At 62.3% G+C, this 25,244-nt stretch carries 19 protein-coding genes; 7 read left to right on the top strand and 12 right to left on the bottom strand.

Going from position 1 to position 25,244, the window contains the following annotated elements; all coding sequences use genetic code 11:
* Window positions 1-5: 5 nt before the first annotated feature.
* On the bottom strand, window positions 6-1,436 hold the full coding sequence (locus tag H7R73_RS16030) for a coniferyl aldehyde dehydrogenase (RefSeq protein ID WP_103259810.1): 1,431 nt from the start codon (window positions 1,434-1,436) through the stop codon (window positions 6-8).
* Between the two features lie 212 nt (window positions 1,437-1,648).
* Here H7R73_RS16030 and H7R73_RS16025 point away from each other — a divergent pair, with 212 nt between their 5' ends.
* Window positions 1,649-1,942: a hypothetical protein gene (locus tag H7R73_RS16025; protein ID WP_041212706.1), complete on the top strand. Its 294-nt coding sequence runs from the start codon at window positions 1,649-1,651 to the stop codon at window positions 1,940-1,942.
* Between the two features lie 54 nt (window positions 1,943-1,996).
* Here H7R73_RS16025 and H7R73_RS16020 read toward each other — a convergent pair whose 3' ends face one another.
* The 8 genes from H7R73_RS16020 to H7R73_RS15985 form a co-directional block, all read right to left on the bottom strand.
* Window positions 1,997-2,446, bottom strand: a complete 450-nt coding sequence (locus H7R73_RS16020; RefSeq protein WP_029314241.1) for a C40 family peptidase — start codon at window positions 2,444-2,446, stop codon at window positions 1,997-1,999.
* Between the two features lie 106 nt (window positions 2,447-2,552).
* On the bottom strand, window positions 2,553-3,467 hold the full coding sequence (locus H7R73_RS16015) for a hydrogen peroxide-inducible genes activator (RefSeq protein ID WP_010674086.1): 915 nt from the start codon (window positions 3,465-3,467) through the stop codon (window positions 2,553-2,555).
* Between the two features lie 297 nt (window positions 3,468-3,764).
* Window positions 3,765-4,730: an alpha-L-glutamate ligase-like protein gene (locus tag H7R73_RS16010; RefSeq protein WP_039039849.1), complete on the bottom strand. Its 966-nt coding sequence runs from the start codon at window positions 4,728-4,730 to the stop codon at window positions 3,765-3,767.
* A 3-nt stretch (window positions 4,731-4,733) separates the two neighbouring features.
* On the bottom strand, window positions 4,734-6,272 hold the full coding sequence (locus tag H7R73_RS16005) for an inactive transglutaminase family protein (RefSeq protein WP_010674088.1): 1,539 nt from the start codon (window positions 6,270-6,272) through the stop codon (window positions 4,734-4,736).
* A gap of 3 nt (window positions 6,273-6,275) precedes the next feature.
* Complete coding sequence (locus H7R73_RS16000; protein ID WP_039039848.1) at window positions 6,276-7,064, bottom strand: ATP-dependent zinc protease family protein; 789 nt, start codon at window positions 7,062-7,064, stop codon at window positions 6,276-6,278.
* Between the two features lie 52 nt (window positions 7,065-7,116).
* Window positions 7,117-8,094: a tRNA 5-methoxyuridine(34)/uridine 5-oxyacetic acid(34) synthase CmoB gene (gene cmoB / locus H7R73_RS15995; RefSeq protein ID WP_053288620.1), complete on the bottom strand. Its 978-nt coding sequence runs from the start codon at window positions 8,092-8,094 to the stop codon at window positions 7,117-7,119.
* A gap of 3 nt (window positions 8,095-8,097) precedes the next feature.
* Window positions 8,098-8,835: a carboxy-S-adenosyl-L-methionine synthase CmoA gene (gene cmoA, locus H7R73_RS15990; protein WP_042882621.1), complete on the bottom strand. Its 738-nt coding sequence runs from the start codon at window positions 8,833-8,835 to the stop codon at window positions 8,098-8,100.
* Window positions 8,836-9,168: 333 nt separating this feature from the next.
* On the bottom strand, window positions 9,169-10,017 hold the full coding sequence (locus tag H7R73_RS15985) for a DUF72 domain-containing protein (RefSeq protein ID WP_103259811.1): 849 nt from the start codon (window positions 10,015-10,017) through the stop codon (window positions 9,169-9,171).
* 428 nt (window positions 10,018-10,445) lie between these two features.
* Here H7R73_RS15985 and aspS point away from each other — a divergent pair, with 428 nt between their 5' ends.
* From aspS to H7R73_RS15970, 3 genes are all read left to right on the top strand, one after another.
* Complete coding sequence (gene aspS, locus H7R73_RS15980; RefSeq protein WP_010674093.1) at window positions 10,446-12,212, top strand: aspartate--tRNA ligase; 1,767 nt, start codon at window positions 10,446-10,448, stop codon at window positions 12,210-12,212.
* A gap of 100 nt (window positions 12,213-12,312) precedes the next feature.
* A complete protein-coding gene (locus H7R73_RS15975; protein WP_039039845.1) occupies window positions 12,313-13,053 on the top strand; it encodes a YebC/PmpR family DNA-binding transcriptional regulator in 741 nt (246 codons plus the stop codon).
* A 530-nt stretch (window positions 13,054-13,583) separates the two neighbouring features.
* Entirely contained in the window at window positions 13,584-15,209 is a 1,626-nt protein-coding gene (locus H7R73_RS15970; protein WP_103259812.1) for a phosphoethanolamine transferase, read from the top strand.
* Window positions 15,210-15,525: 316 nt separating this feature from the next.
* Here the strand turns inward: H7R73_RS15970 and nagC are convergent, their stop codons facing one another.
* Genes nagC through nagB form a run of 3 tightly spaced genes read right to left on the bottom strand, consistent with a single transcriptional unit; the run spans window position 15,526 to window position 18,700 of the window.
* Window positions 15,526-16,740: a DNA-binding transcriptional regulator NagC gene (gene nagC / locus H7R73_RS15965; protein WP_010674096.1), complete on the bottom strand. Its 1,215-nt coding sequence runs from the start codon at window positions 16,738-16,740 to the stop codon at window positions 15,526-15,528.
* A gap of 4 nt (window positions 16,741-16,744) precedes the next feature.
* Window positions 16,745-17,890 (bottom strand): N-acetylglucosamine-6-phosphate deacetylase, encoded by a 1,146-nt coding sequence (nagA, locus tag H7R73_RS15960; protein WP_039039842.1) that lies wholly within the window; start codon window positions 17,888-17,890, stop codon window positions 16,745-16,747.
* A gap of 9 nt (window positions 17,891-17,899) precedes the next feature.
* Window positions 17,900-18,700 carry a glucosamine-6-phosphate deaminase gene (gene nagB, locus H7R73_RS15955; RefSeq protein WP_010674098.1) on the bottom strand — a complete coding sequence of 267 codons (801 nt, stop codon included), beginning with the start codon at window positions 18,698-18,700 and terminating at the stop codon, window positions 17,900-17,902.
* Between the two features lie 272 nt (window positions 18,701-18,972).
* On the opposite strand from nagB, the gene nagE reads away from it, so the two are divergent.
* The 3 genes from nagE (at window position 18,973) to glnS (ending at window position 25,217) form a co-directional block, all read left to right on the top strand.
* Window positions 18,973-20,427, top strand: coding sequence for an N-acetylglucosamine-specific PTS transporter subunit IIBC (nagE, locus tag H7R73_RS15950; protein WP_039039841.1), 1,455 nt, complete (start codon window positions 18,973-18,975; stop codon window positions 20,425-20,427).
* A gap of 122 nt (window positions 20,428-20,549) precedes the next feature.
* Window positions 20,550-23,213: a beta-N-acetylhexosaminidase gene (locus H7R73_RS15945; protein WP_182951328.1), complete on the top strand. Its 2,664-nt coding sequence runs from the start codon at window positions 20,550-20,552 to the stop codon at window positions 23,211-23,213.
* A gap of 342 nt (window positions 23,214-23,555) precedes the next feature.
* Window positions 23,556-25,217, top strand: coding sequence for a glutamine--tRNA ligase (glnS, locus tag H7R73_RS15940; protein ID WP_103259814.1), 1,662 nt, complete (start codon window positions 23,556-23,558; stop codon window positions 25,215-25,217).
* The last annotated feature ends 27 nt before the right edge of the window (window positions 25,218-25,244 follow it).

Below are 25,244 nucleotides of genomic sequence, written 5' to 3'. Positions count from 1 at the left end.
GCCTCCTAGCGCAGGAACAGGGCCATCATCAGCCGCTGGTACCAGCGCCGATAGGGGGGGTGAATGAGGGAGCCTGTGCTGAAGCGCCCGCGGCGCAGCACGGTTTTCGCTTTGGAGAAGGTGAGAAACCCCTCGCGGCCGTGATAGTGGCCCATGCCGGAGGGACCGATGCCGCCGAAGGGGGCATCGTCCGCCGCCACCTGGAACAGACTCTCGTTGATGGCCATGCCCCCGGCGTGGGTCTCCCGAATGAGGCGGCGCTGCAGCGTCTCGTCCAGGCTCATGAGATAGAGCGCCAGGGGGCGGGGCCGGGCCGCCACATAGGCCAGGGCCTCCTCGATGTCGTCATAGGGCACCAGGGGCAGCAGGGGGCCGAAGATCTCCTGCTGCATCACCTGGCAGTGGCCGGGTACCTCGGTCAGCAGGTGGGGCACCAGTTTGCGGGTGGCGTCATCCTGGGCGGGCGTGACGCAGGGGTGGATCTGGGCACCGGCCTGCCTCGCCTCCTCCAGCCAGGCGGTGAGCCGCTCGTACTGGGGGGCGTTGATGATGGCGCCATAATCCGGGCTCTCGAGCCCTTTGGGGTAGAGGCGGCGAAAATGGGCCTGATAGGCCTCGATAAAGGCCTGCTCCTGCCCCCTCGGCAGCAGCACGTAGTCGGGGGCCACGCAGATCTGGCCGGCGTTGAGGCTCTTGCCGAAGATCATCCGCTCCACCGCCAGGGCCAGGGGCATGTCGGGGGCGATGAGACAGGGGCTCTTGCCGCCGAGTTCCAGGGTGAGGGGGGTGAGCTGGGGGGCGGCCGCGGCCATCACCAGCCGACCCACCGCCGTGGAGCCGGTGAAGATGAGATGGTCGAAGGGGAGGGCGCTGAAGGCGGCCGCGATCCCCGCATCCCCCTCGATGACCACCACCTCGTCATTGCCGAGGGCCTCATCGAGCAGGGTGCGAAGCGCGGCGTTGGTGTGAGGGGTGAACTCGGAGAGCTTGATCATGGCGCGGTTGCCGGCGGCGAGGGCGCCGATGAGGGGCCCGAGGCTCAGCATCACCGGGAAATTCCAGGGCACCATGATGCCGACCACGCCGAGGGGCTGATAGTGCACCTCGACCCTGGCGGGTGCCAGCAGCAGGCCGGAATGACGGCGCTCCGGTTTCATCCACCCCTTGAGCCGTTTCAGGGTGTAGTTGATCTGCATGACGCAGGGGAGCACATCGGCGATCAGGCTGTCGTAATCGCTGCGCTGGCCGTAGTCCCGGGCCAGGGCCTGACACAGTGCCTGTTTGTGGCGCAGCAGCCCCTGCTTGAGGGCATCAAGTCTGGCGCGGCGGGACGCCAGATCCGGCATGGGAGTGGCCTGGCTGGCCTGCCTGAGCCGATGCAGTTGTTCGGGGAGGGAGAACTTGTCCGGTGAGGCGGGGGTGACGGTGGTGTCCATGGCATGCTCCGCACGAAAAGTGACCGACTGATTAGTCGGTCCAAATCTAGCGATTCGTTGCCGACTTGTAAACCGGGCGAGGGCAGAGGGTGGCTGCCAGTGGGCAGCGTTGCCCGGAACTGTGTCCGGGCTCCCATTTTTGAGGTATCTGGATTGGTCTTCTATCCAATAAGGGGTAATTGTGGGTCACCAACTCGGAGGGAGAACCGCACATGACCAGGGAATTGCATAGCCTGCTGGCCCGGCTGGATGACGTGATCGCGCGCATGCCGGACAGTTTCAACACCTATGAGTTTGCCCAGAAGCTGGCGCTGCAACATCAGCAGGAGTATTTCGCCGCGGGCCACTCCCTGGCGGGCCAGGAGAAGAACCTGCTGCGCCTGCTCCACGAGAAGATTGCCCTGGCGCTGGCGAGCCATGAGGACGTCATCGAGGGGGCCCTGCTGCCCTGCATGACCCCCTGGGGAGAGCGCGCCACCTCGCCCCGCTGGCACCGCAAGCACTGACCCGGCAACAACATGAAAAGGCCCCGAGGGGCCTTTTCATGTTTGGGGTCGCACCTACTGGACCAGCCTGCGGGCCTGCCAGTAGCGGCTGTTCCAGTAGACGTTGTCGAGGCGCGAGCGGATCACGCCTTTGCTGGTGGAGGCGTGGATGAACTCACCTGCCCCGGTGTAGACCCCGACGTGGTACTGCTGCCAGCCGGTCTTGAAGAAGACCAGGTCCCCGTGCTGGAGACGGTATCTGTCCACCGGGCGGCCGAGGCTCGCCTGGGATTCCGTGGTGCGGGGCAGGGTGAAGCCCAGCACCTGGCTGTAGGCGAGCTGGGTGAAGGCGGAGCAGTCGAGACCGGCGCGGCTGGTACCGCCCATGCGATAGGGCACGCCGCGCCACTGCTGATAGAAGTTGTCGAATGCGCCGCTCTGGCGCACGGGAGGGGGAGGCTCCGGCGTGCTGGAGCAGGCGGCGAGAAGCAGGGCCAGCAGGGGCAGCAGCAAGGTGCGAAACATCTCAACTCCTTGATAGGGCACGGGGTTCATCATAGACGATGATCCTGCCTGGAACCTGAATGACAACGGTATTGACGAGTGGCCGCCTGTGGGGGCAGCCACTGGATCACCCCGCCGGTTTGGGGGTAATGAGCGGCGTCAGCAGCTCGGCAATCTTGTAGAAGGTCTGCACCCGGGTGGTGCTGGGGCGCCATACCAGGCCTATCTCCCGATAGGGTTTCTCACCGGGCAGGGGAATGGCCACCAGGTCCGTGTTGTCGAGGATGCCCGCATCTATGGCCATCTGGGGCAGGAAGGTGGTGCCAAGACCGGCCCCCACCATCTGCACCAGGGTGTGCAGGCTGGTGGCGGCGAACGGGTTGATCTTGCTCTTGTCCCGCAGCCGGCAGGCGCTCACCGCGTGCTCCGTCAGGCAGTGCTCCCGCTCCAGCAGGAAGATGCTCTGGTTGGGCAGCTCCTTGTAGTCGAACGGCATGTGCAGGCCCGCAGCCATGTGGGAGGGCATCACCATGTGGAAGGGATCCTGGCCGACGGTCTTGCTGTGGAAGCCGCCGATCTCCACCGGCAGCGCCAGGATCAGCAGATCGAGCTGCCCCTGCTCCAGCTGCTTGAGCAGATTGGTGGTGGTGTCTTCCCGCAGCAGCAGCTCCAGATCCGGATAGGCCTTGCCGCACACCTGCAGCAGCTTGCTCAGCAGGAAGGGGGCGATGGTGGGGATGCAGCCCAGGCGCACCGTGCCGTGCATGACGCCCCCCTGCTGCTGCCCCAGCTCCATCAGATCCCGGGCGTCGGAGAGCAGGTTGCGCGCACGCGCCACGATTTCCATGCCGACCGGCGTCATGATGAAGCTCTTGTGATCCCGCTCCACCAGTTGCAGGTTCATCATGTCCTCCAGGGTCTGGATCCCGGTACTCAGGGTCGACTGGCTGACATGGCAGGCCTTGGCGGCGCGGTTGAAATTCTTGTGCTCGTCCAGAGCGACCAGATACTGGAGCTGCTTCAGGCTGGGCCAACGTTGCATAGGAGAAACCCGATCGATGCTATCTATTTGATTTGATTAATCTACCATCGAGAAGCCCCGTTGTCGTCGACAAATCGGTGCCCCCTGGCAGGCGCACTGTCTCACGCACATGGGGTGGCCTGCGCCGATGAGCTGGTCACCCCTCATTGGTCAGGAGCTTATCCCCTTGTGCCGCGCCATTGAAGGGGCGCCGCCATGGGATGTGACGGGGATCGGCCTTCCGGCGGGGCGCCCTGCGCGCAGGAGCGGCCATAAAAAAACGCGCCGGTGGGCGCGTTTTTGCAGAAGGGGGGCGGACTATTCGTCGAAGATACCGAAGTGATCCTTGGCGAAGTTGACCCGCTGCTCCACGTTCATCTTGACCTGACCCAGCTTCTCGATGGTCTTGAGGTTGGGCACCAGGCCGCGACCGTTGGCGATCTGGATGGCAAGGCCCGGTCGTGCGTTGAGCTCCAGCAGCATGGGGCCGCGGAATTTGTCCAGCACCATGTCGGTCCCGATGTAGCCAAGACCGGACATCTCGTAGCAGGAGGCCGCCAGGTTGAGCAGGGTGTCCCAGTGGGGCACCTTCAGATCATAGAGATCCAGGCCGGTGTCCGGGTGGTGGCGCAGCGGGTTGCCAAACTGCACCGCCCGCAGGGCGCGGCCGGTGCGCAGGCACAGGCCCACCCCCACGGCGCCTTGGTGCAGGTTCGCCTTGCCATCGGAAGCCGAGGTCGAGAGGCGCATCATGGCCATCACCGGGAACCCCTTGAAGATGATCACCCGGGCATCGGGGACCCCTTCGAAGGAGTAGCCGTCGAACACGTCGTCGAAGTTGATGAGCCCTTCCACCAGCGCCACGTCGGGCTTGCCGCCGAGGGAATAGAGTCCCGCCAGGATGTTGGAGACATGGCGCTCCAGATCCTGGCCGTTGGCGGCGCTGCCGTTGGGCTTGTAGAAGAGGCCGTCCTCCTGGCGCAGGATCACCAGGATCCCCTTGCCGCCGGAGCCGCGGGCCGGCTTGATGCAGAAGCCCGGCCAGTCCTTCACCAGCTCGGTGATGCGAGTCACGTCGTGCTGCTCTCGGATGGTGCCGATGAGTTCAGGCACCGTCACCCCCGCATCCAGCGCGATGCGCTTGGTCTTGAGCTTGTCATCCACCAGCGGATAGAGGCGGCGCGGGTTGTAGCGGCTGATATAGGAGTGGTTGCGCTTGTTCATGCCGAGGATGCCTGCCTGGGACAGGCTCCACGGACTGGTGTATTTCTGCCAGAACCACATCTGTTACTTGTCCTTACCCGGGGTGGCACCAGACTTCATCTCGTCCACCAGCGGCTTGAAGCGCTTGAGCTCGCTCAGCTTGTAGCCGGTGTAGTTACCCATCAACAGCACGGTCGCCATCAGCACCAGCTGCAGGCCGAGGAAGTTGAAGGTGAGGTGACGAATGAGCTCGTTGTCCATGGCCAGGTAGGCGATGACCGCCACCAGCAGGGAGCCGCCACCCTGGCGGAACACCTCTTTGGGACCCTCTTCTTCCCACAGGATGGACATGCGTTCGATGGTCCAGGAGAGGATGATCATCGGGAAGAAGGTGATCTTCATGCCGTCGGTCAGCCCCAGCTTGAAGGCGAACGCCGAGAAGATGCCGATCATCGAGATCACCATGATGATGATCGCCGATATTCGGGCGACCAGCAGCAGGTTGAGCCTCGAGAGGTAGGAGCGGATCACCAGGCCGGTGCCGACGATCAGCAGGAAGCCGATGAGGCCGGTGACCAGCGAGGTCTGGATGAAGGCGACCGCGATCAGCACCGGCATGAAGGTGCCGGAGGTCTTGATCCCCACGATGACCCGCAGGAACACCACCATCAGCACGCCGATGGGGATGAGCAGCAGACCCTTGAACAGGGCTTGCTCTTCCAGGGGCAGGCTGTGGATGGAGAAGTTCATCATCTCGGATTTTTCGAACTTCTGGGCCAAGGCCACGTTGACCGGTTGCTCCTGCTCGATCATCGAGAAGGTGACGCGGGAGTTGTGACCGCCGGTGACGTCCAGGAGGGCGCCGGAGTTGTACTCCCACAGCAGCAGGTTGGCCGGTTGACCCTGTTCACCGCTTTGCGGGTTGAACAGCTTGTAGTCGGTCGGGCTGTTGAAGACCTGCAGGTAATCCACCAGCTCCTGACGGCGGCGGCCATCTTCCAGACTGAGGGCGTGAACCACCCGGGCCGGGACGTCCGCGTTGTTGAGCAGCTCGGCAATCAGATTGGCGCGGCTCTTGTGGGACTTGAGCAGCTCGGCGTTCTGTTCCTGCTTCTCGATCTCCTTGATGATCTCGCGGGTCAGGGTGTAGCCGTCGGCGGAGCGCTCCTGGGCGCGCTCCAGGATCTGCTTCATGGCCGTGGCGTAGGGCTCGCTCTCGATCTGCTTCTCGATGGCGGGCGGCTGCGGGTTGGCGGCGGGCTTGGCATGGGCATCGGCCATCATGTCGACCCGGTAGTAAAGCTCCTGACGGCCGGAGGCGGTGCGGATGGACCACTCGGCGCGGGCATCCCCGTCTTTTTCCACGAACGACAGGCCATAGCCCGGGCTCGCGGCGTTCTCGTTCATCAGGGTGAAGCCGGGCTGGGTGCCCGGAATGGCCAGGGAGGCGATCACCGGCTCGCCGGTGGCCTCGAACTCGAGCTTGGCTTCGATGGACCAGATCTGGCGCTTTTCACCCGGCGTGAGCGGGACGTCCAGCGCGATGTGATGATAGAAGGTCATCCCCAGGCCGACGATGTAGAGCAGGGCGACCAGCAGATAGAACGGCTTACGGGAAACCATGGATTATTTCACATCCTTGAGCTTGGGTTTGGGTTGGATATATTCGCGGGCCACGTCGACCACGGCGATGTCTTTGAGGAATTCACGGCCCAGCAGCACGGGGAAGGTCATGTCGCTGCGGTCCTTCAGGGTAAATTCGGCCTTCTCGGTCATGTCGCCGATGCGCACGGCGAGGCGGACCACGGGGCGACGGTCGAGATCGTCGGCGGAAGCCTGACGGACCCGCACGTGACGCACCAGGGGCGCTTCAATCTGGATCTTGTCGTCCATCTCCTGGTGGCTCAGGAAGAAGCGCACCCAGTTCTTGCCGTTGCGCTCGAAGATGGTGATCTCCTGGGCGCTGATGGAGGAGGTGGTGGCGCCGGTGTCGACCCGGGCCTGGAAGGCGTCGTTGGCGGCGTCAACCCAGATCCACTCCGCTTCACCCACCAGCAGCTTGCCATCGACGGTGTGGCCCTGACTCGGCGCCGGGCACTTCTCGGTGGGAATGGGCATGGCCTTGGGCGGCTCGGGAGGCAGGGTAGCCAGCTTGCTGTCGACTTTCTTCACGGACTCTTTCATGTTGGTGACATCGGTGTTGAGCTGAACCAGCAGGTGCTGTTGCTGCACATACTGCTTCTGTTGCTGTTCCATGGATGTTTGCAGACGTTGCTCGCTCAACGAGATCTCGTTGCGCAGCTCGGCCAGCGTCAGGGTCGGGGCCGGGGGGGCTTTTTCCATACTGACACACCCGCCGAGACTGAGCAGGGAGAGCAGGGTCATTCCTTTTAATTTGCTTTTCATGTCATTCATTTAACTGTGCTTCCTGGAATTGGGTCAGTGTAACTTCCACAGCCGCCATCGGCTAGTCTTTGGCCTTTCTGGCGATCAGTACGGCACGTTTGGGTGCCGGGTATCCTTCGACCGTGAGTGCAGGATTGTGTGGATCCAGATAGTCACTCAGGGACTCGTTAATCATCCAGTCGGTACGACGCTGTTCGTCGGTGCTGGTCATATTCTCGTCGACGATGCGCACATCGGTGAACCCGCAGCGCTCGACCCAGCGTGTGAGGGCCGCGCTCGAGGGGAGGAACCAGACGTTGCGCATCTTGCCGTAGCGATCGGAGGGCATCAGCACCTGGTTTTCGTCGCCGTCCACCACCAGGGTCTCGAGCACCAGCTCCCCATCGTCTTTGAGCTGGTTGCGCAACTGCTCGATGTGCTCGATGGGGGACTTGCGATGATAGAGCACCCCCATGGAGAAGACGGTGTCAAAGGCCCGCAGCGCCGGCAGCTCCTGGATACCGAGGGGCAGCAGGTGGGCGCGCTGGTCGTTGCCTGCGAAGTGGCGAATGGCCTCGAACTGGCAGAGGAACAGCGGGCTCGGGTCGATGCCGACCGCCAGTTTCGCCCCTTCCCCCACCATGCGCCAGAGGTGGTAGCCGCTGCCGCAGCCCACGTCCAGCACGTAGCGGCCCTGGAGCGGGCTGATGTGGGGCAGCACCCGATCCCACTTCCAGTCGGAGCGCCACTCGGTGTCGATGTGGATGCCGTGCACATGGAAGGGGCCCTTGCGCCAGGGCATGAGCTGGCGCAACAGGCTCTCGGTCTTCTTGCGCTCACCCTCTCCCAGGCTATCGGGGCCGCCGATGGCGACCCGTTCTTTGAGCTCGATCCGGCCGGGGGCCACGACGGGCAGCTTGGCGAGGGCGCGGTTCCAGCGCGGCAGATCCCCGTGCAGGTTGTCGTGCTGCCAGGCGTGCAGCTGGGCGGGCAGGGTGTGCAGCCAGTGGCTCAACCGGTTCTTGGCGATCAGCTGATAAAAATGGGCGAAATCGATCATGGCTTAGTTGGTGTCGCTGGCTTTGATGGCAATCATGGAGCCGAAGTTGAAGCACTGGAACCAGAGGTCCAGGTGGGTGAAGCCGGCGTCCCGCAGGCGCGCCTGATGGACCGCCAGGGTGTCGGTGCGCATCACGTTCTCAAGGGCGGTGCGCTTCTGGCTGATTTCCAGCTCGCTGTAGCCGTTGGCCCGCTTGAAGTCGAGGTGCAAGTCGATGAGCAGCTCGTTGACCTGCTCGTCATCGAAGCGGAACTTCTCGCTCAGGATGAGGATGCCGCCGGGGCGCAGGCCGTCAAAGATGCGCGCGATGAGGGCGGCCCGCTTCTCGGGGGCGACGAACTGCAGGGTGAAGTTGAGCACCACCACGGAGGCGTTCTCGATGGGGATGTCGCAGATGTCCGCCTCCACCAGATCCACCGGTACCTCGGACTTGAAGCCCGAGAGGTGAGCGCGGGCCCGCTCGATCATGGGGTGGGAGAGATCCACCGCCGTGATCTGGCAGCCGGGCTGGGTGACGTGGCGGCGCATGGCCTGGGTCGCGGCGCCGAGGGAGCAGCCGAGATCGTAGAGGCGGCTCTGGGGCTGGGCGTAGCGGGCGGCCATCATGCCGATGGCGGAGATGATGTTGCTGTAACCGGGCACCGAGCGCTGGATCATGTCGGGGAAGACGTCGACGACCTGCTCGTCAAAGCAGAAGTCTCCCAGACGGGCAATGGGGGCGGCAAAAATCTGATCGTGCATGCTGACGCAACCTGACAGCCGGTGTGGTGGGCGGCTGTTTTATTCAATTGAATCTTGGGTGGACGGGCATCGAAATGGCGTCGTCACCGGTTGACGAACGGGGTGGCTTGCTCCGGGATCCGTCGGGCTGCCCCTGTTCGCAACGGGCCATGGTCCGGGCCCTCAGGGTGCCGGGCTGGGGTGGGCAACGCATTGCCATGCACCCAGGCCCGGGACCTTACTTGGGGCGCTAGTGTAGAGGAAAGGCGGGCGTTTGTCTTGACGCCAACCCCGGTGGGACCACAAAAAAAGCGGCTTTTTTTGGGGACGGAGAAGGGGCGGGGAGGGGGCCGCTCAAAAGGGCAGCACCCCCTGGCGGGCGCGATCGTTTTCTCCCGGCCAGGGGGCCATCTCCTGGCCGAGCAGGCGGCTGATCTGCCGTGCGAGTTCGGGGGCCCGGGCATTGTCGGCGGTGTGGACAAAGAGGTAGAGATCCTTGCCCTCCTGGAGCCATTGTTTCCAATGTGGCAACCATGGTGGCAAAAATGGGTGATTGTCCTCGATTTGAGGTAAACCAATCAGGCGTACCACCGGGGCACCCCCCGTGGCCAGCAGATGGACCGGCAACCTGGGTTTCTTGCCCTGGGCATCGATCATGGCGGCCGTGGTGGCGGGCACCGAGAAGAGCGGGCGGCTGTCGAGCATGATGCGATTGATGCCCCGCGCCATCAGCATCCGGTTGAGGGCCCGTTCCGCCTCCCCCTTGGCGAAGAAATCGGGGTGGCGCACCTCGAGGGCATAGGTGAAATCCTGGGGCAGCCGCGCGAAGAAGGCATCCAGACGGGCCAGCCCCTCTGGCCCGAAGCGGGCGGGCAGTTGCAGCTTGAGCAGCCCCAGCTTGTCATGCAGGGGGGCCAGCAGGCGGATGAAGGTCGTCACCTGTTTGTCCGCGCTCACCAGATCGCTCTGGTGGCTGATCTCCTTGGGAAACTTGAAGCTGAAGCGAAAGTGGTCGGGGACCGCATCGGCCCAGCGCTGCACCGTCTCCGGGGTCGGTGAGGCGTAGAAGGTGGTGTTGCCCTCCACGGAGTTGAACACCCTGGCATAGTCGGCGAGGTGCTCGGCGGGCCTGGCATTCATCCCCAGCAACTGGCCGGGCCAGGCCGGGTGTGACCACTGGGGCAGGCCCAAATAGAGGCTCATGATGGTTCCTGTCGGCAGGTTGGCGCACTTTTGCCCTCCTTTTTGCGCCAGAACAACAAAAAACAGGGTAACGGGGGCTGCGGGCCATTTTACCCAAATGGAGGTTTTCCTCTATAATGCCAACCCTTTTGTTTGCCACATTGTCGTAATGCGCGCGACCGAGCCCCCGGGTGACGATGATCGCGGCCCGGCAGTGGCCAGACAACGACGCCAGCCGATACCCCGGCGCCTACTCGTCATCCCGGTCGGGAGCGGGGGCCTGCCTGGGACGGCGGCAAGAATCCGGCTCGGGGAGCCGGATGACCCGAGACAGATTTCAAACCGGGCAAGAAGCAGGATCTGGCCAGCTGTGAGACAGACGGTGCTTGCCAGTCGTGCCCGGCGACCCAGGATGAACCGTCTCTCTACCATTTCGAAGGAAGAAGTCCATGCGCTCTATCTATTGCGGACAGGTCAATGAGGCCCATGCCGGGCAGACCATTACATTGTGCGGTTGGGTCCATCGTCGTCGTGATCTCGGCGGCCTCATCTTTATCGACATGCGCGACCGCGAGGGCATCGTGCAGGTGTTCTTCGATCCGGACAAGCCGGACGCCTTTGCCCTGGCCTCCGAGCTGCGCGGCGAGTTCTGCATCCAGGTGACCGGTGTGGTGCGTACCCGCCCCGACTCCCAGCGCAACAGCGACATGGCCACCGGTGCCATCGAGGTGTTCGCCCACGAGCTCACCATCATCAACCGTGCCGAGCCGCTGCCCCTTGACTTCAACCAGGTCAACAGCGAAGAGGTGAGCCTCAAGTACCGCTACCTGGATCTGCGTCGCCCCGAGATGGCCAAGTACCTGAAGACCCGTGCCAAGGCCAGTGCCTTCGTGCGCCGCTTCATGGACGAGCACGGCTTCCTCGACATCGAGACCCCGATGCTGACCAAGGCGACCCCGGAAGGGGCCCGTGACTACCTGGTGCCGAGCCGCGTGCACAAGGGCAAGTTCTACGCCCTGCCGCAGTCCCCCCAGCTGTTCAAGCAGCTGCTGATGATGTCCGGCTTCGATCGCTACTACCAGATCGTCAAGTGCTTCCGCGACGAAGACCTGCGTGCCGACCGCCAGCCGGAATTCACCCAGATCGACGTGGAGACCTCCTTCATGACCGCGCCCCAGGTGCGTGAAATCATGGAAGAGATGATCCGCAAGCTCTGGCTGCACATCCTGAACGTGGACCTGGGTGACTTCCCCATCATGACCTTCGACGAAGCCATGCGCCGCTTCGGCTCCGACAAGCCGGACCTGCGTCTGCCCATGGAGCTGGTCGATGTGGCAGATCTCTTGACCGAGGTGGAGTTCGCCGTGTTCGCCGGCCCCGCCAAGGATCCGAAAGGCCGTGTGGCGGCCCTGAAGGTACCGGGCGGCGCTGAGCTGTCTCGCAAGCAGATCGACGAGTACACCAAGTTCGTCGGCATCTACGGTGCCAAGGGCCTGGCCTGGATGAAGGTCAACGACGCCGGGAGCGGCCTCGAAGGGGTGCAGTCCCCGGTGGCCAAGTTCCTCTCTGACGCCATCGTGCGCGAGATCCTGGCCCGTACCGGCGCGATGGACGGCGACATCATCTTCTTCGGCGCCGACTCCAAGAAAGTGGTGTGCGATGCCATGGGCGCCCTGCGCCTGAAGGTGGGCCGCGATCTGGGCCTGGTGGAGAACGTCTGGAAGCCGCTCTGGGTCATCGACTTCCCCATGTTCGAGGAAGATGGCGAAGGCGGCCTGGCGGCCATGCACCACCCCTTCACCGCCCCGAGCAACCTGGGCCCGGCCGAGCTGAAAGCGAACCCGGTGGGCGCTTACGCGAACGCCTACGACATGGTGATCAACGGCTACGAAGTGGGTGGCGGCTCTGTGCGTATCCACAACAGCGAGATGCAGTCCACCGTGTTCGACATCCTGGGGATCACCCCGGACGAGCAGCGCCTGAAGTTCGGCTTCCTGCTGGATGCCCTGAAATACGGCACCCCGCCCCACGCCGGCCTGGCCTTCGGTCTGGACCGCCTCAGCATGCTGCTGACCGGCACCGACAACATCCGGGATGTCATCGCCTTCCCGAAAACCACGGCGGCCGCCTGTCTGATGACAGACGCCCCGAGCTTTGCCAACCCGGCCCAACTGGGCGAGCTGGCGATTGCGACCACCGTCAAGGGTGACGAATAAGCCGTTATCGGCAACAAAGGCCGCAGCGATGCGGCCTTTCCCGTTTCCCCCTGGGCGCAACCAGCGTTACTGAAATTTCCAACTATAACGGAGAGTCCCTATGGCAGGTCACAGTAAATGGGCCAACATCAAACACCGCAAGGCGGCGCAAGACGCCAAGCGCGGCAAGATCTTCACCAAGCTGATCCGCGAAATCACCACCTCCGCGCGTCTGGGTGATGCCGATCCTGCCAACAACCCCCGCCTGCGTGCGGCGGTGGCGGCAGCCCTGACCAGCAACATGACCCGCGACACCATCAACCGCGCCATCCAGCGTGGCGCCGGCGGCGGTGACGGCGAGCAGCTCGAGACCATCGTGTACGAAGGGTACGGCCCGGCCGGTTCCGCCGTCATGGTGGAGTGCCTGACCGACAACCGCAACCGTACCGTGGCCGAAGTGCGTCACGCCTTCAGCAAGTGCGGCGGCAACCTGGGGACCGACGGCTCCGTGGCCTATCTGTTCACCAAGAAGGGGGTGCTGACCTTCGTGGGTGCCGATGAAGACGCCCTGATGGACGCCGCCCTGGAAGCCGGTGCCGACGACGTGGTGACCGAAGAAGATGGCACCATCGAGGTCTACACCACCCCGAACGACTTCGGCACCGTGCTGGACGGTCTGGAAGCTGCCGGCTTCAAGCCCGAGAGCGCCGAAGTGACCATGATCCCCTCCACCGAGGCGGAACTGGATGCCGAGACCGCGCCCAAGCTGATGCGCCTCATCGACATGCTGGAAGATCTGGACGACGTGCAGGAGGTGTACCACAACGGCTCCATCTCCGACGAGATCGCCGCGACCCTGTAATTGCCTCTCGGGAACGCGGTGAGACCCAGGGCAAGGGGAGGGCGACCACAACGGTCCTCTCCCCCGGCTCCGACGAGATCGCCGCGACCCTGTGATCCCTCAGGGCAAAGGGGAGGGCGACCACAACGGTCCTCTTCCCCGGCTCCGACGAGATCGCCGCGACCCTGTGATCCCTCAGGGCAAAGGGGAGGGCGACCACAACGGTCCTCTCCCCCTGCTCCGACGAGATTGCCGCGACCCTGTAATTGCCTCTCGCGACCCTGTTCAGGTTCGCGAACACACAGGTGCAACACCTTGTTCACCTTCGCAAAAACGGCAGCCCGGGCTGCCGTTTTTTTATGTGCCAGACCGCGCACCTCCCCTTGTGGTTCGTTTTCCTCTCTTAATGTTCGCTTAAGTTTGCCGTCCTAGGATGACCCCGTATCTGGACCTCCCTGGCTCTTGTCCTGTTTTCAGGGCCGAGTGTCGGGATGGTCACCACGAAGCCTGCTGGCAGGTTGTTAGTTCCACTGGTTTGTCGGAGTCTCTCTATGCGTCTCACTCTGGGAGTGATGAAGGTCAATCTGTTGCTGGTGCTGCTGTTTGCACTGGTCTTCAACTGGCCCATTTTCCTGCACTTTTATCGCATTCTCAGCGCCCTTGAACACGTCAAGGCGGGGTTTGTCCTCTCCATACCCCTGGTACTGGTGGCGGCCCTCAACGCGGTGTTCCTGCCCTTTACCTTCCGTTATCTGCTCAAGCCCTTTTTCGCCTTGCTCATCCTGACCGGCTCCCTGGTCAGCTACGCCATGCTCAAGTACGGGGTGATCTTCGACATGGGCATGATGCAGAACATCATCGAGACCAACAGCGGGGAGGCGGGCTCCTACCTCAACGGTTCCGTGGTGCTCTGGTTCCTGCTGACCGGCCTGTTGCCGGTGCTGGTGCTGCTGTGGGTGAAGATTGAGTATCCCCGTCCCTGGTACAAGGGGCTGGGTCTGCGCCTCGGTTCCATCGCCCTCTCCTTGCTGTTTCTGATGGGGGCTGCCGCCCTCTATTACCAGGATTACGCCTCGGTCGGGCGCAACAACAAGTCCCTCGGCAAGGAGATAGTGCCCGCCAACTATGTGCACGGGCTCTACAAGTACGCCCGGGATGTGGTCTTCGCCACACCCATCCCCTACCAGCAGATCGGCACCGATGCCAGGGTGATCGGCCAGCACGAGAAGCCGACCCTGATGTTCCTGGTGGTGGGGGAGACGGCTCGCAGCCAGAACTACTCCCTCAACGGCTACAAGAAGGAGACCAACGGCTTCACCGAGAAGGAGGCCAATGTCGTCTCGTTCAGAGACGTGCGCTCCTGCGGCACCGCCACGGCGCTCTCCGTGCCCTGCATGTTCTCGAACATGACCCGGCGCGGCTATGACGAGGCCAGGGCCCAGTCCCAGGACGGCTTGCTGGACGTGCTGCAACATGCCGGGATCTCGGTGCTCTGGAAGGAGAACGACGGCGGCTGCAAGGGGGTGTGCAAAAACGTCCCCACCATCGAGATTGAGCCCAAGGCATTCCCCGCATACTGCTCCGGCAATGCCTGTCTTGACGAGGTGCTGTTGCAGGGGCTGGATCAGCAGATCGCCGACATGCAGGGCAAGCAGGGCAGCAAGCTGGTGGCCTTCCACCTGATGGGCAGCCACGGTCCGACCTACTATCGCCGCTACCCGGCCGCCGATCGCGTCTTCCTGCCGGACTGCCCGCGCAGCGACATCGAGAACTGCAGCAACGAAGAGCTGGTGAACACCTATGACAACACCATCCGCTACACCGACAAGGTGCTGGCCCAGCTCATCGACAAGCTCAAGAGCCTGGAGAGCCAGTACAACGTGGGGCTGGTCTATCTGTCGGATCACGGTGAATCCCTCGGTGCCATGGGGCTCTATCTGCACGGCACCCCCTACAAGTTCGCACCGGACGATCAGACCCGGGTGCCGCTCCTGACCTGGTTCTCTCCCCAGTTGCAGGCAGACCGTCAGCTCAATCTGGATTGCCTGCAACAGGAGGCAGCCAGCAAGCGCTTCTCCCACGACAACCTGTTCCACTCCATGCTCGGTATCATGGACGTGCAGACCCAGGTCTATGAGGGCAAGCTGGATCTGTTCAAGCCGTGCCGGGCGGGGTGAATGGGCCAGAACGGTTGAGCGGCACGACAACCTGTTGCCCCGCACCATGCTCGGCATCATGGACGTGCAGACCCAGGCCTATGACGGCAAGCTGGATCTGTTCAAGCCGTGCCGGGCGGGGTGAATGGGCCGGAACGGTTGAGCGGCACGACAACCTGTTGCCCCGCACCATGCTCGGTATCATGGACGTGCAGACCCAGGTCTATGACGGTAAGCTGGATCTCTTCAAACCGTGCCGGGCGGGGTGAACCGGCGAAAACAGACCATAAAAAACGGCAGCCACTGGCTGCCGTTTTCGTGTCCGAAGGGGTGGGCCTTACTTTTGCTCCATGATGATCTGCAGCAGATCCCCTTCCAGCAGGGAGCGCTTGACCAGGGCGAAGCCGCCGATGGTGGGCTGGTTCTGGAAACGCGCCTTAACGATGGGCAGGCCGCGATGGAAACTTGGCAGAGACTGGTGCTCGACACAGCGGCGGATGGCCGGGATCAGGATCTCTTCGGCGGCGGTGATTTCACCGGCGATGAGCACCTTCTGGGGGTTGAACAGGTTGACCGTGATGGCGATGGCGCGCCCCAGGTGCTCCCCCACGTTCTCGATCACGCTGCGGGCCAGCTCGTCACCGGCCACCGCCGCCTTGCACACCTCCTGAATGGTGATGTGCTTCTCTTGCAGCGAACTCAGGTGACCGCGGCTGATGAGCTCCTTCACCTTGTCGACGATGGCCTCGTTGGAGGCGATGGTCTCGAGGCAGCCGAAGTTGCCGCAGTGGCAGCGCTTGCCAAGGGGTTCGACCTGGATGTGGCCTATTTCGCCGACGTTGCGGTTCTGGCCAAGAAACACCTTGCCCTTGGTGATGATGCCCGAGCCCGTCCCCTGGTGGACACTCACCAGGATGGAGTCCATGCAGTCGCGGGACTCGCCGAAGAAGTGCTCGGCCAGCGCCAGCGAACGGGTGTCATTGCCCACGTAGCAGGGGAGGTTGAAGTGGTGCTCCAGGAGCTTGGCGAGCCCCAGGTTGCGGATCTGGTAGGTGGGGGTGTAGATGACCATGCCGGATTCCGGGTTGACCAGACCCGGCATGGTCAGCGCGATGCTGATGAGGTTGCGGCTGCGATCCTGATTGGCGTCGATGAAGGCGCCAATCTCCCGCAGCAGCATGTCCACCACCGGTTGCTGCTCGATCTCGGTCACCTGGGTGATGTGCTGATCGAGCTCCTTGCCGTCGAGGTCATACAGGGAGAGCTGCAGGTAGCCGCGACCCAGCTTGGCGGACACAAACTGGAAGCGATGCTTGATGGTGGTCAGGGAGATGGCGCGGCGCCCGCCGGTGGAGGCTTGCGGCGAGGTTTCCCTGATGAGACCGTGCTCGATCAGTTGCCGGGTTATCTTGGTCACGCTGGCCGGGGCCAGCTGACTCAACTCGGCAATTTTGACCCGCGAGATGGGCCCCTGCAGGTCAATGAGGCGATAGACGACCGCACTGTTTACCTGCTTGATAAGATCTACGTTTGCTATTTGTCCGCCAGTCATAGTGTCACTGTGTTGTGTAGTGTCCGTTAACCACGGTCCCGCAGACCGCGAAGGCCTGATCAAAGACGGTGAGGTTGGCAATTTTTCCGACCTGGATACTACCGAGACGCGAGTCCCATCCAATGGCGCGAGCGGGGTAAAGGGTGGCCATTCTCAGTGCTTCGTCGAGCGGCAATCCGACCTGTTTGACCAGATTTTCCACCCCTTCGATCATGGTGAGGGCGGAGCCGCCGAGTGTACCATTCTCATCGACGCACTGACCATCGCGGAAATAGACGGTTGCGCCGCAAAAATCAAATTTCTCAAAGCCTTCCGGTGCGCCCGCCGCCGCGGTGGCATCGGTGACCAGCACCAGCCGCTCCCCCAGCATCCTGTGCGCCAGGCGCACGTTGGCCCAGTGTACGTGGTGGCCGTCGACGATGATGCCCGCATAGACATCCTTGCGATCGTAGATGGCACCGACCACGCCGGGCTCGCGACCATTCAGGGTCGGGGTCATGGCGTTGTAGAGGTGGGTGGCAAAGCGCATGCCGTTGTCAAAGCCCGCCATGGCCTGGTCGTAGTTGGCGGCGGTGTGGCCGGCGGAGACCAGGATGCCGGCCTCCACCAGACGGCGGATGTGCTCGGGCTTGTTGCGCTCCGGCGCCAGGGTGATCTTGGCGATGGCGTCCGCGTTGTCGCAGAAGAAGTCGATCATCTCGTCGGCGGGCTGGCGGATCTGTTCGGCCGGGTGGATCCCCTTGCGCTTGAGGTTGGTGTAGGGCCCTTCCAGATGGACGCCAAGCACCTCGTTGGGGTGGGCGGCCATGTAGTCGCGGGTGACGGCGACGGCCTGCTTCATGTCCGCATCCGGGCTGGTGATCAGGGTCGGCAGGAAGCTGGTGGTCCCGGATTTCAGGTTGGCCGCCTGCATGGTGGCCAGGGTGTCCGTGGTGATGTGACCGTTGAACATGACGCCACCGCAGCCGTTGAGCTGCACGTCGATGAAGCCGGCGCTGAGGTTGGCGCCCTGGAGGTCAATCTGCTCGATGCCGGCGGGCAGTTCTGCCTGGCGGGAGATGGCGACAATCTTGTCGCCATCGATGACCACGCCATAACCGGTCAGCACGCAGCTGCCGGTGTAGAGAGTGCAATTAGTCAGAGCGTACATGGGAGCTCCTCAGAGGTGCTTGATATTGTCGGCTTCCAGTTGCTGGAAGTAGCGCACCGTCTTGACCTTCAACTCCATGGTGGAAGGTTCGTCGCACACCACAATCCCTTTCGGATGCAGTTGCAGGGTGGAGATGGTCCACATGTGGTTGACGCTGCCCTCCACGGTGGCCTGCAGGGCCTGGGCCTTGGCGTGACCGACCACCAGGATCAGGATCTCTTCGGCGTCCATCAGGGTGCCGACACCCACGGTCAGGGCCAGCTTGGGCACCTGCTCCATGTCGCCGCCAAAGAAGCGGGAGTTGGCGATGCGGGTGTCTTCGGTCAGGGTCTTGACCCGGGTACGGGAAGCCAGGGAAGAGGCCGGTTCGTTGAAGGCGATGTGGCCGTCATTGCCGACGCCGCCCATGAACAGGTGGATCTTGCCGTAGGACTTGATCTTGTCTTCGTAACGCTGGCACTCGGCCACCAGATCCTCGGCGTTGCCATTGAGGATGTTGATGTTTTCCGGGCGAATGTCAACGTGATTGAAGAAGTTGTTGTGCATGAAGCTGTGGTAGCTCTCCGGATGTTCCTTGGGCAGCCCCACGTACTCGTCCATGTTGAAGGTGACCACGTTCTGGAAGCTCACCTCGCCGGCTTTATGCAGCTCAATCAGGCGCTTGTAGGTGTTGAGCGGGGTACCGCCAGTGGGCAGACCCAGCACGAAGGGGCGCTCGGCAGTGGGCTTGAACGCATTGATGCGGTCAACGATGTAACGGGCAGACCAGAGACCCACCTGGCTGGCAGACTTCAACGGGATCAGGCGCATTCTATATACCTCAGTACGGTTGCCGCACAGGGAGTGACGGCAAGGGACCAGACACGGATTCAAGTTGTTTTATAGCGTAAATAAAGATTGCGAACTAAGCCACATCTATCGGCTACCTTTATCTCTGTTGAGTGATAATGATCACGAAAGCTGGTTTATTAATTTGCGCAGCGAAATAAAACACATAGACTGCCAATCAAGCCTTGATGGCTTATGCGTCGAACGTGATAAGCACTTAATTTCTAGAAAAACACCAACTAAGGAGAGGAACCGTGAACATTCTCGGTTATTTGCAAAAGATCGGCCGTGCCCTGATGGTGCCGGTAGCGGTATTGCCTGCCGCCGCGATCCTGATGGGGATTGGCTACTGGATTGACCCGAACGGTTGGGGTGGCGGAAGCCCTCTGGCTGCGTTTCTGATCAAGGCGGGCGCCGCCATCATCGACAGTATGCCCATTCTGTTCGCCGTCGGCGTCGCTTACGGCATGTCCAAGGATAAAGACGGTTCCGCCGCGCTGGCCGGTCTGGTCGGCTTCCTGGTGGTCACCACCCTGCTGAGCCCGGGCGCCGTGGCCCAGATCAAGGGTATCCCGGCCGACCAGGTGCCGGCAGCCTTTGCCAAGATCAGCAACCAGTTCGTCGGCATCCTGTGTGGTGTCATCGCCGCCGAGCTCTACAACCGCTTCAGCAGCGTGGAGCTGCACAAGGCGCTGGCTTTCTTCTCCGGTCGTCGTCTGGTGCCGATCGTGACCTCCGTGGTGATGATCGTCGTCTCCTTCATCCTGATGGCCGTCTGGCCGGTCATCTACGGTGGCCTGGTGAGCTTCGGTGAATCCATCGTCAGCATGGGCTCCACCGGTGCCGGCATCTATGCCTTCTTCAACCGTCTGCTGATCCCGGTCGGTCTGCACCACGCCCTGAACTCCGTGTTCTGGTTCGACGTGGCCGGCATCAACGACATCCCGAACTTCCTGGGTGGCCAGTCCTCCATCGACGCCGGCAAGGCTGTCGTGGGCGTGACAGGCATGTACCAGGCCGGCTTCTTCCCCATCATGATGTTCGGTCTGCCGGGTGCCGCACTGGCCATCTACCACAGCGCGAAGAAAGAGAACAAAGAGAAGGTTGCGTCCATCATGATCGCTGCCGCCTTTGCCGCCTTCTTCACCGGGGTGACCGAGCCGCTCGAGTTCTCCTTCATGTTCGTGGCGCCGGTACTGTACGTCATCCATGCCCTGCTGACCGGTATCTCCGTGTTCATCGCAGCCTCCATGCACTGGATCGCCGGTTTCGGCTTCAGCGCCGGTCTGGTGGATATGGTGCTCTCCAGCCGCAACCCGCTGGCGACCCAGTGGTACATGCTGCTGGTACAGGGTCTGGTCTTCTTCGGCCTCTACTACGTGGTCTTCCGCGCAGTGATCGCCAAGTTCAACCTGAAAACCCCGGGTCGTGAAGATGACGAAGCCGTGCCGGTACAGGCTCAAACCACCGACCGCACCGAGCTGGCCAAGCAGTATCTGGAAGTGCTGGGTGGTCAGGAGAACCTGGTGACCATCGATGCCTGCATCACCCGTCTGCGTCTGACCCTGAAAGACCGCAGCATCGTCGATGAGCGCAAGCTCAAAGCTCTGGGCGCGGCCGGTGTGGTCAAGCTCGGTGAGCAGAACCTGCAGGTGATTCTGGGCCCATTGGCCGAGATCATCGCCGGTGAGATGAAAGCCCTGCGTTAATCGAGCGACTCGCTCACCTCAAGTCTAAGTCCATTGTTGACATAACTAAGGGCCCCGCCTCGGGGCCCCATATAAAAAAAGCCAAGAAAATCCAACCTTTACTTCAAATGAGAGCAGCAGTTATGAACCTGAAACATTCTCTGTTAGCCATTGCCATGTCTACCGTTTTCGCCGGTCCCGCACTTGCAGCCGATGCTGCCAGGCAAGCGGTGGTCGACGCCCTCGCCAGCAACCTCGTCGTCAAGTACGAAGTCGTCACCAATGACGGTGCCGGCGCCGGTCTTGACTGCCAGGCGCTGGGCTCCGAGTGGGCGAGCTGCGGCGTTGCCAAGCTGCACCTGACCAACACCGGTGCCGACGTCACCTCCAAGGACTGGAGCATCTATGTCTCCTCCATCCGCCGCATCCAGCGGGTGGACAACGACCAGTTCACCATCACCCACCTGACCGGCGACCTCTATCGTTTGACGCCGACCGAGAAGTTCCAGGGCTTTGCCAAGGACGCCACGGTCGAGGTGCCCCTGGTGGTGGAATACTGGGTATTGTTCGAATCTGACATCATGCCGAACTGGTATGTCGCCAGTGAAGGGGCCGAGCCGAAAGTGCTGGCCAGCATGAGCAACATCGACGATGCCAGCACCTACGAGAAGCCGATGCCGGCCGATGGCTGGAAGCGCACCAAGGATGACAACAACATCCTGATGAACAGCGAGACCCGTTTCGCCGCCAACCAGACCAGCACCTTGCTGCCTGCCGGCAAGATTGACGACCGCATCCTGCCAAGCCCGATGAAGCAGGTGGTCAAGGCCGGCCCGCAAATCGACTTCTCCACCATCAAGCTCAATGCCCTTGACCTGCCGAGCGATCGCGCCGAGGCCCTGAAGGCGCAACTGACCAAGCTGGGTGTTACCCTCTCCGACACCGGCTACCCGGTCACCATCAAGCTCGGCAGCAAGCTCAAGCAGGCCGAAGGCTACGACATGACCATCGGCAAGAAGGGCACCGTCATTCAGGGGCACGACGTTGACGGCGCCTTCTGGGGCGCCCAGTCTCTGATCTCTCTGCTGGGGGTTGACGACAAGCTGGTGAGCCAGATGAGCGTCGAGGATGCGCCGCGCTTTGAATACCGGGGCATGCAGACCGACGTGGCCCGTCACTTCCGAAGCCCGGAGACCATGAAGAAGCTGGTGGATCAGATGTCCGCCATGAAGCTCAACGTGCTGCACCTGGGGCTGACCAACGATGAAGGCTGGCGTCTGGAGATCCCGGGCCTGCCGGAGCTGACCGACGTCGGCAGCCAGCGTTGCCATGACGAGTCCGAAACCAAGTGCCTGATGCCGCAGCTTGGCTCCGGCCCCACCAACGACAACCAGGGCTCCGGTTTCTACAGCAAGGCGGACTACATCGACCTGGTACGCTATGCCAAGGCGCGCGGTGTGACCGTGATCCCCGAGATCAACATGCCGGCCCACGCCCGTGCCGCCGTGGTCTCCATGGAGGCGCGCTACAAGCGTCTGATGAGCGAGGGCAAAGAGGCCGAGGCCAACCAGTTCCGTCTGACTGACCCGGCCGATACCTCCAACGTCACCTCGGTGCAGTTCTACGACAAGATGTCCTTCATCAACCCCTGCCAGCCGGGTGCCGCCACCTTCGTGGCCAAGGTGATGGACGAAGTGGCCCAGATGCACCAGGCCGCCGGCCAGCCGCTGACCGCCTGGCACTACGGTGGTGACGAGGCGAAGAACATCATGCAGGGCGGTGGTTACCAGGATCCGGCCGTCACCAAGAAAGAAGATCTGGTGGCCTGGAAGGGCAACGTCGACTCCAGCAAGCAGGACAAGCCGTTCGGCAAGTCCCCCATGTGCCAGAAGATGATCGACGATGGCAAGATCAAGGACGTGGCCGAGCTGCCGGTCTACTTTGCCAAGGAAGTGAGCGAGATGGTCAAGGGCCACGGCTTCTCCACCCTGCAGGCGTGGGAAGATGGCCTGAAGTACGCCACGGATGCCAGCGTATTCGCCACCGACAAGACCCGGGTCAACTTCTGGGAAACCCTCTACTGGGGTGGTTTCAACGAGGCGATGAAGTGGGCGCACAAGGGCTATGACGTGGTGCTCTCCAACCCGGATTACCTCTACTTCGACTTCCCGAACGAGGTACACCCGGCCGAGCGCGGCTACTACTGGGCAACCCGCTTCAACGACACCCGCAAGGTGTTCGCCTTCGCCCCGGAAAACCTGCCGCAGAACGCCGAGACCTCGGTTGACCGCGACGGCAACGCCTTCGTGGCCAAGGGTGACCAGGATCCGGTCAAGTTCAAGGGGATCTCCGGTCAGCAGTGGAGTGAAACCGTGCGCACCGATGCCCAGTACGAATACATGGTCTATCCGCGCATCTTCTCCGTGGCCGAGCGCGCCTGGCACAAGGGCGGCTTCGAGCTCGATTACGTGAAGGGTCGCGAGTTCTCCGGCACCACCAAGCATGTCAACAAGGCCACCCTGAACAAGGAGTGGAACCAGTTTGCCAACGTGCTGGGCCAGCGCGTGCTGCCCAAACTGGACCAGGCCGGGGTGGAATATCGCCTCTCCGTACCGGGTGCCAAGGTGGTGAACGGTGTGCTGGAAGCGAACGTGGATCTGCCGGGTCTGCCCATCCAGTACAGCCTGGATGGCAAGAGCTGGAGCGCCTACGACGCTGCCGCCAAGCCGACCGTGGATGGCAAGGTCTACCTGCGTACCACCAGCTTCGATGGCAAGCGCACCAGCCGCGTCACCGAGCTGAACTGATAGCTAGCCTTCAATCCATAACGCAAGGTGGGTCGCAAGACCCGCCTTTCCCAAGGTCGATGGCCATCGGGTTTGGGAAAGGTTGACTCTGCGTGTGAACCTTTGTTGTGTGTGTTTTGTCTGTTTTTCATCACTTGAGACCCCGCCCCGTGCGGGGCTTTTTTTGACCAGGATCTCTGCAATTTCTCCCGTTTCGCCGTTTTTGGTGCGCCAATGACCCGAATTGACCAAATTCAGGTTGAGGCAGGGCGCGTAATGAGGGATCATACCCGGCTTGACGGCGGGGGTATGAGGGTGCCAGCCGGCACAACGTCCGCCAGTGACGCATTTTTGAGGTGAGCCATGAGTCAGGCGAACAGCCCAACTAACTTTATTCGTCAGATCATTGATGAAGATCTGGCCAGCGGTAAGCACAGCAGCGTGCATACCCGTTTCCCGCCGGAGCCGAACGGTTATCTCCATATCGGCCACGCCAAATCCATCTGCCTGAACTTCGGCATCGCCCGCGACTATCAGGGTCAGTGCAACCTGCGTTTCGATGACACCAACCCGGCGAAGGAAGACATCGAGTTCGTGGAGTCCATCAAGCAGGACGTCCAGTGGCTGGGCTTCCAGTGGAGCGGCGAGATCTGCTACTCCTCCGACTATTTCCACAAGCTGCACGGCTACGCCATCGAGCTCATCGAGAAGGGACTGGCCTATGTGGACGAGCTCTCCCCGGAGCAGATGCGCGAATACCGTGGCACCCTGACCGCTCCTGGCAAGAACAGCCCGTTCCGCGATCGCAGCGTGGAAGAGAACCTGGCCCTGTTCGCCAAGATGAAGAACGGCGAGTTCGCCGAAGGCACCGCCTGCCTGCGCGCCAAGATCGACATGGCATCCCCCTTCATGGTGATGCGCGATCCTGTCATCTATCGCATCAAGTTTGCCCACCACCACCAGACCGGTGACGAGTGGTGCATCTACCCGATGTATGACTTCACCCACTGCATCTCGGACGCCCTGGAGGGGATCACCCACTCCCTGTGTACCCTGGAGTTCCAGGACAACCGTCGCCTGTATGACTGGGTGCTGGACAACATCAGCATCGACTGTCACCCCCGTCAGTACGAGTTCTCCCGTCTGAACCTCGAATACACCGTCATGTCCAAGCGCAAGCTGAACCTGCTGGTGACCGAGGGGCACGTGAACGGCTGGGATGATCCGCGCATGCTGACCGTCTCCGGTCTGCGCCGCCGTGGTTACACCCCGGCCTCCATCCGCGAGTTCTGCAAGCGCATCGGTGTGACCAAGCAGGACAACATCGTCGAGATGAGCATGCTGGAAGCCTGCATCCGCGACGATCTCAACGAGAACGCCCCGCGCGCCATGGCCGTGCTGCACCCGGTGAAGGTGGTGATCGAGAACCTGGCGGCGGACGAGGTGCTGACGGCGCCTGCGCACCCGAACAAGCCGGAGATGGGGACCCGTGAGCTGCATTTCTCCCGCGAAATCTTCATCGACGAGGCGGACTTCAAAGAGGAAGCCAACAAGCAGTTCAAGCGTCTGGTGCTGGGCAAGGAAGTGCGCCTGCGCAACGCCTACGTCATCAAGGCCGAACGGGTCGAGAAGGATGCGGACGGCAAGGTCACCTGCATCTACTGCTCTTACGACCCCGAGACCCTGGGCAAGGATCCGGCGGACGGCCGCAAGGTGAAAGGGGTGATCCACTGGGTCAGCGCCACTCACTCCCTGCCGGCCGAAGTGCGTCTCTACGATCGTCTGTTCAAGGTGCCGAACCCGGGCGCCGAGGATGACTTCGAAGCGGCTCTGAATCCGGAATCCCTGGTGATCATCGAAGGGGCCCGGGTGGAAGCTTCCCTGAAGGATGCCAAGCCGGAGTTTGCCTACCAGTTCGAGCGTGAAGGTTACTTCTGCGCCGACAACAAGCTCTCCAGCGCCGAGCGCCTGGTGTTCAACCGCACCGTGGCCCTGCGTGACGTCTGGGGCAAGGCCGAGGCCTGATAGAAGAGGGCAGGGGAAACCCTGCCG

Origin of the sequence: Aeromonas sp. WP2-W18-CRE-05 (genome assembly GCF_014168615.1) — a bacterium.
GTDB lineage: Bacteria > Pseudomonadota > Gammaproteobacteria > Enterobacterales > Aeromonadaceae > Aeromonas > Aeromonas caviae.
Note: the sequence above shows the minus strand (reverse complement) of the source record. Positions and strands in the feature narration are given on the sequence as shown.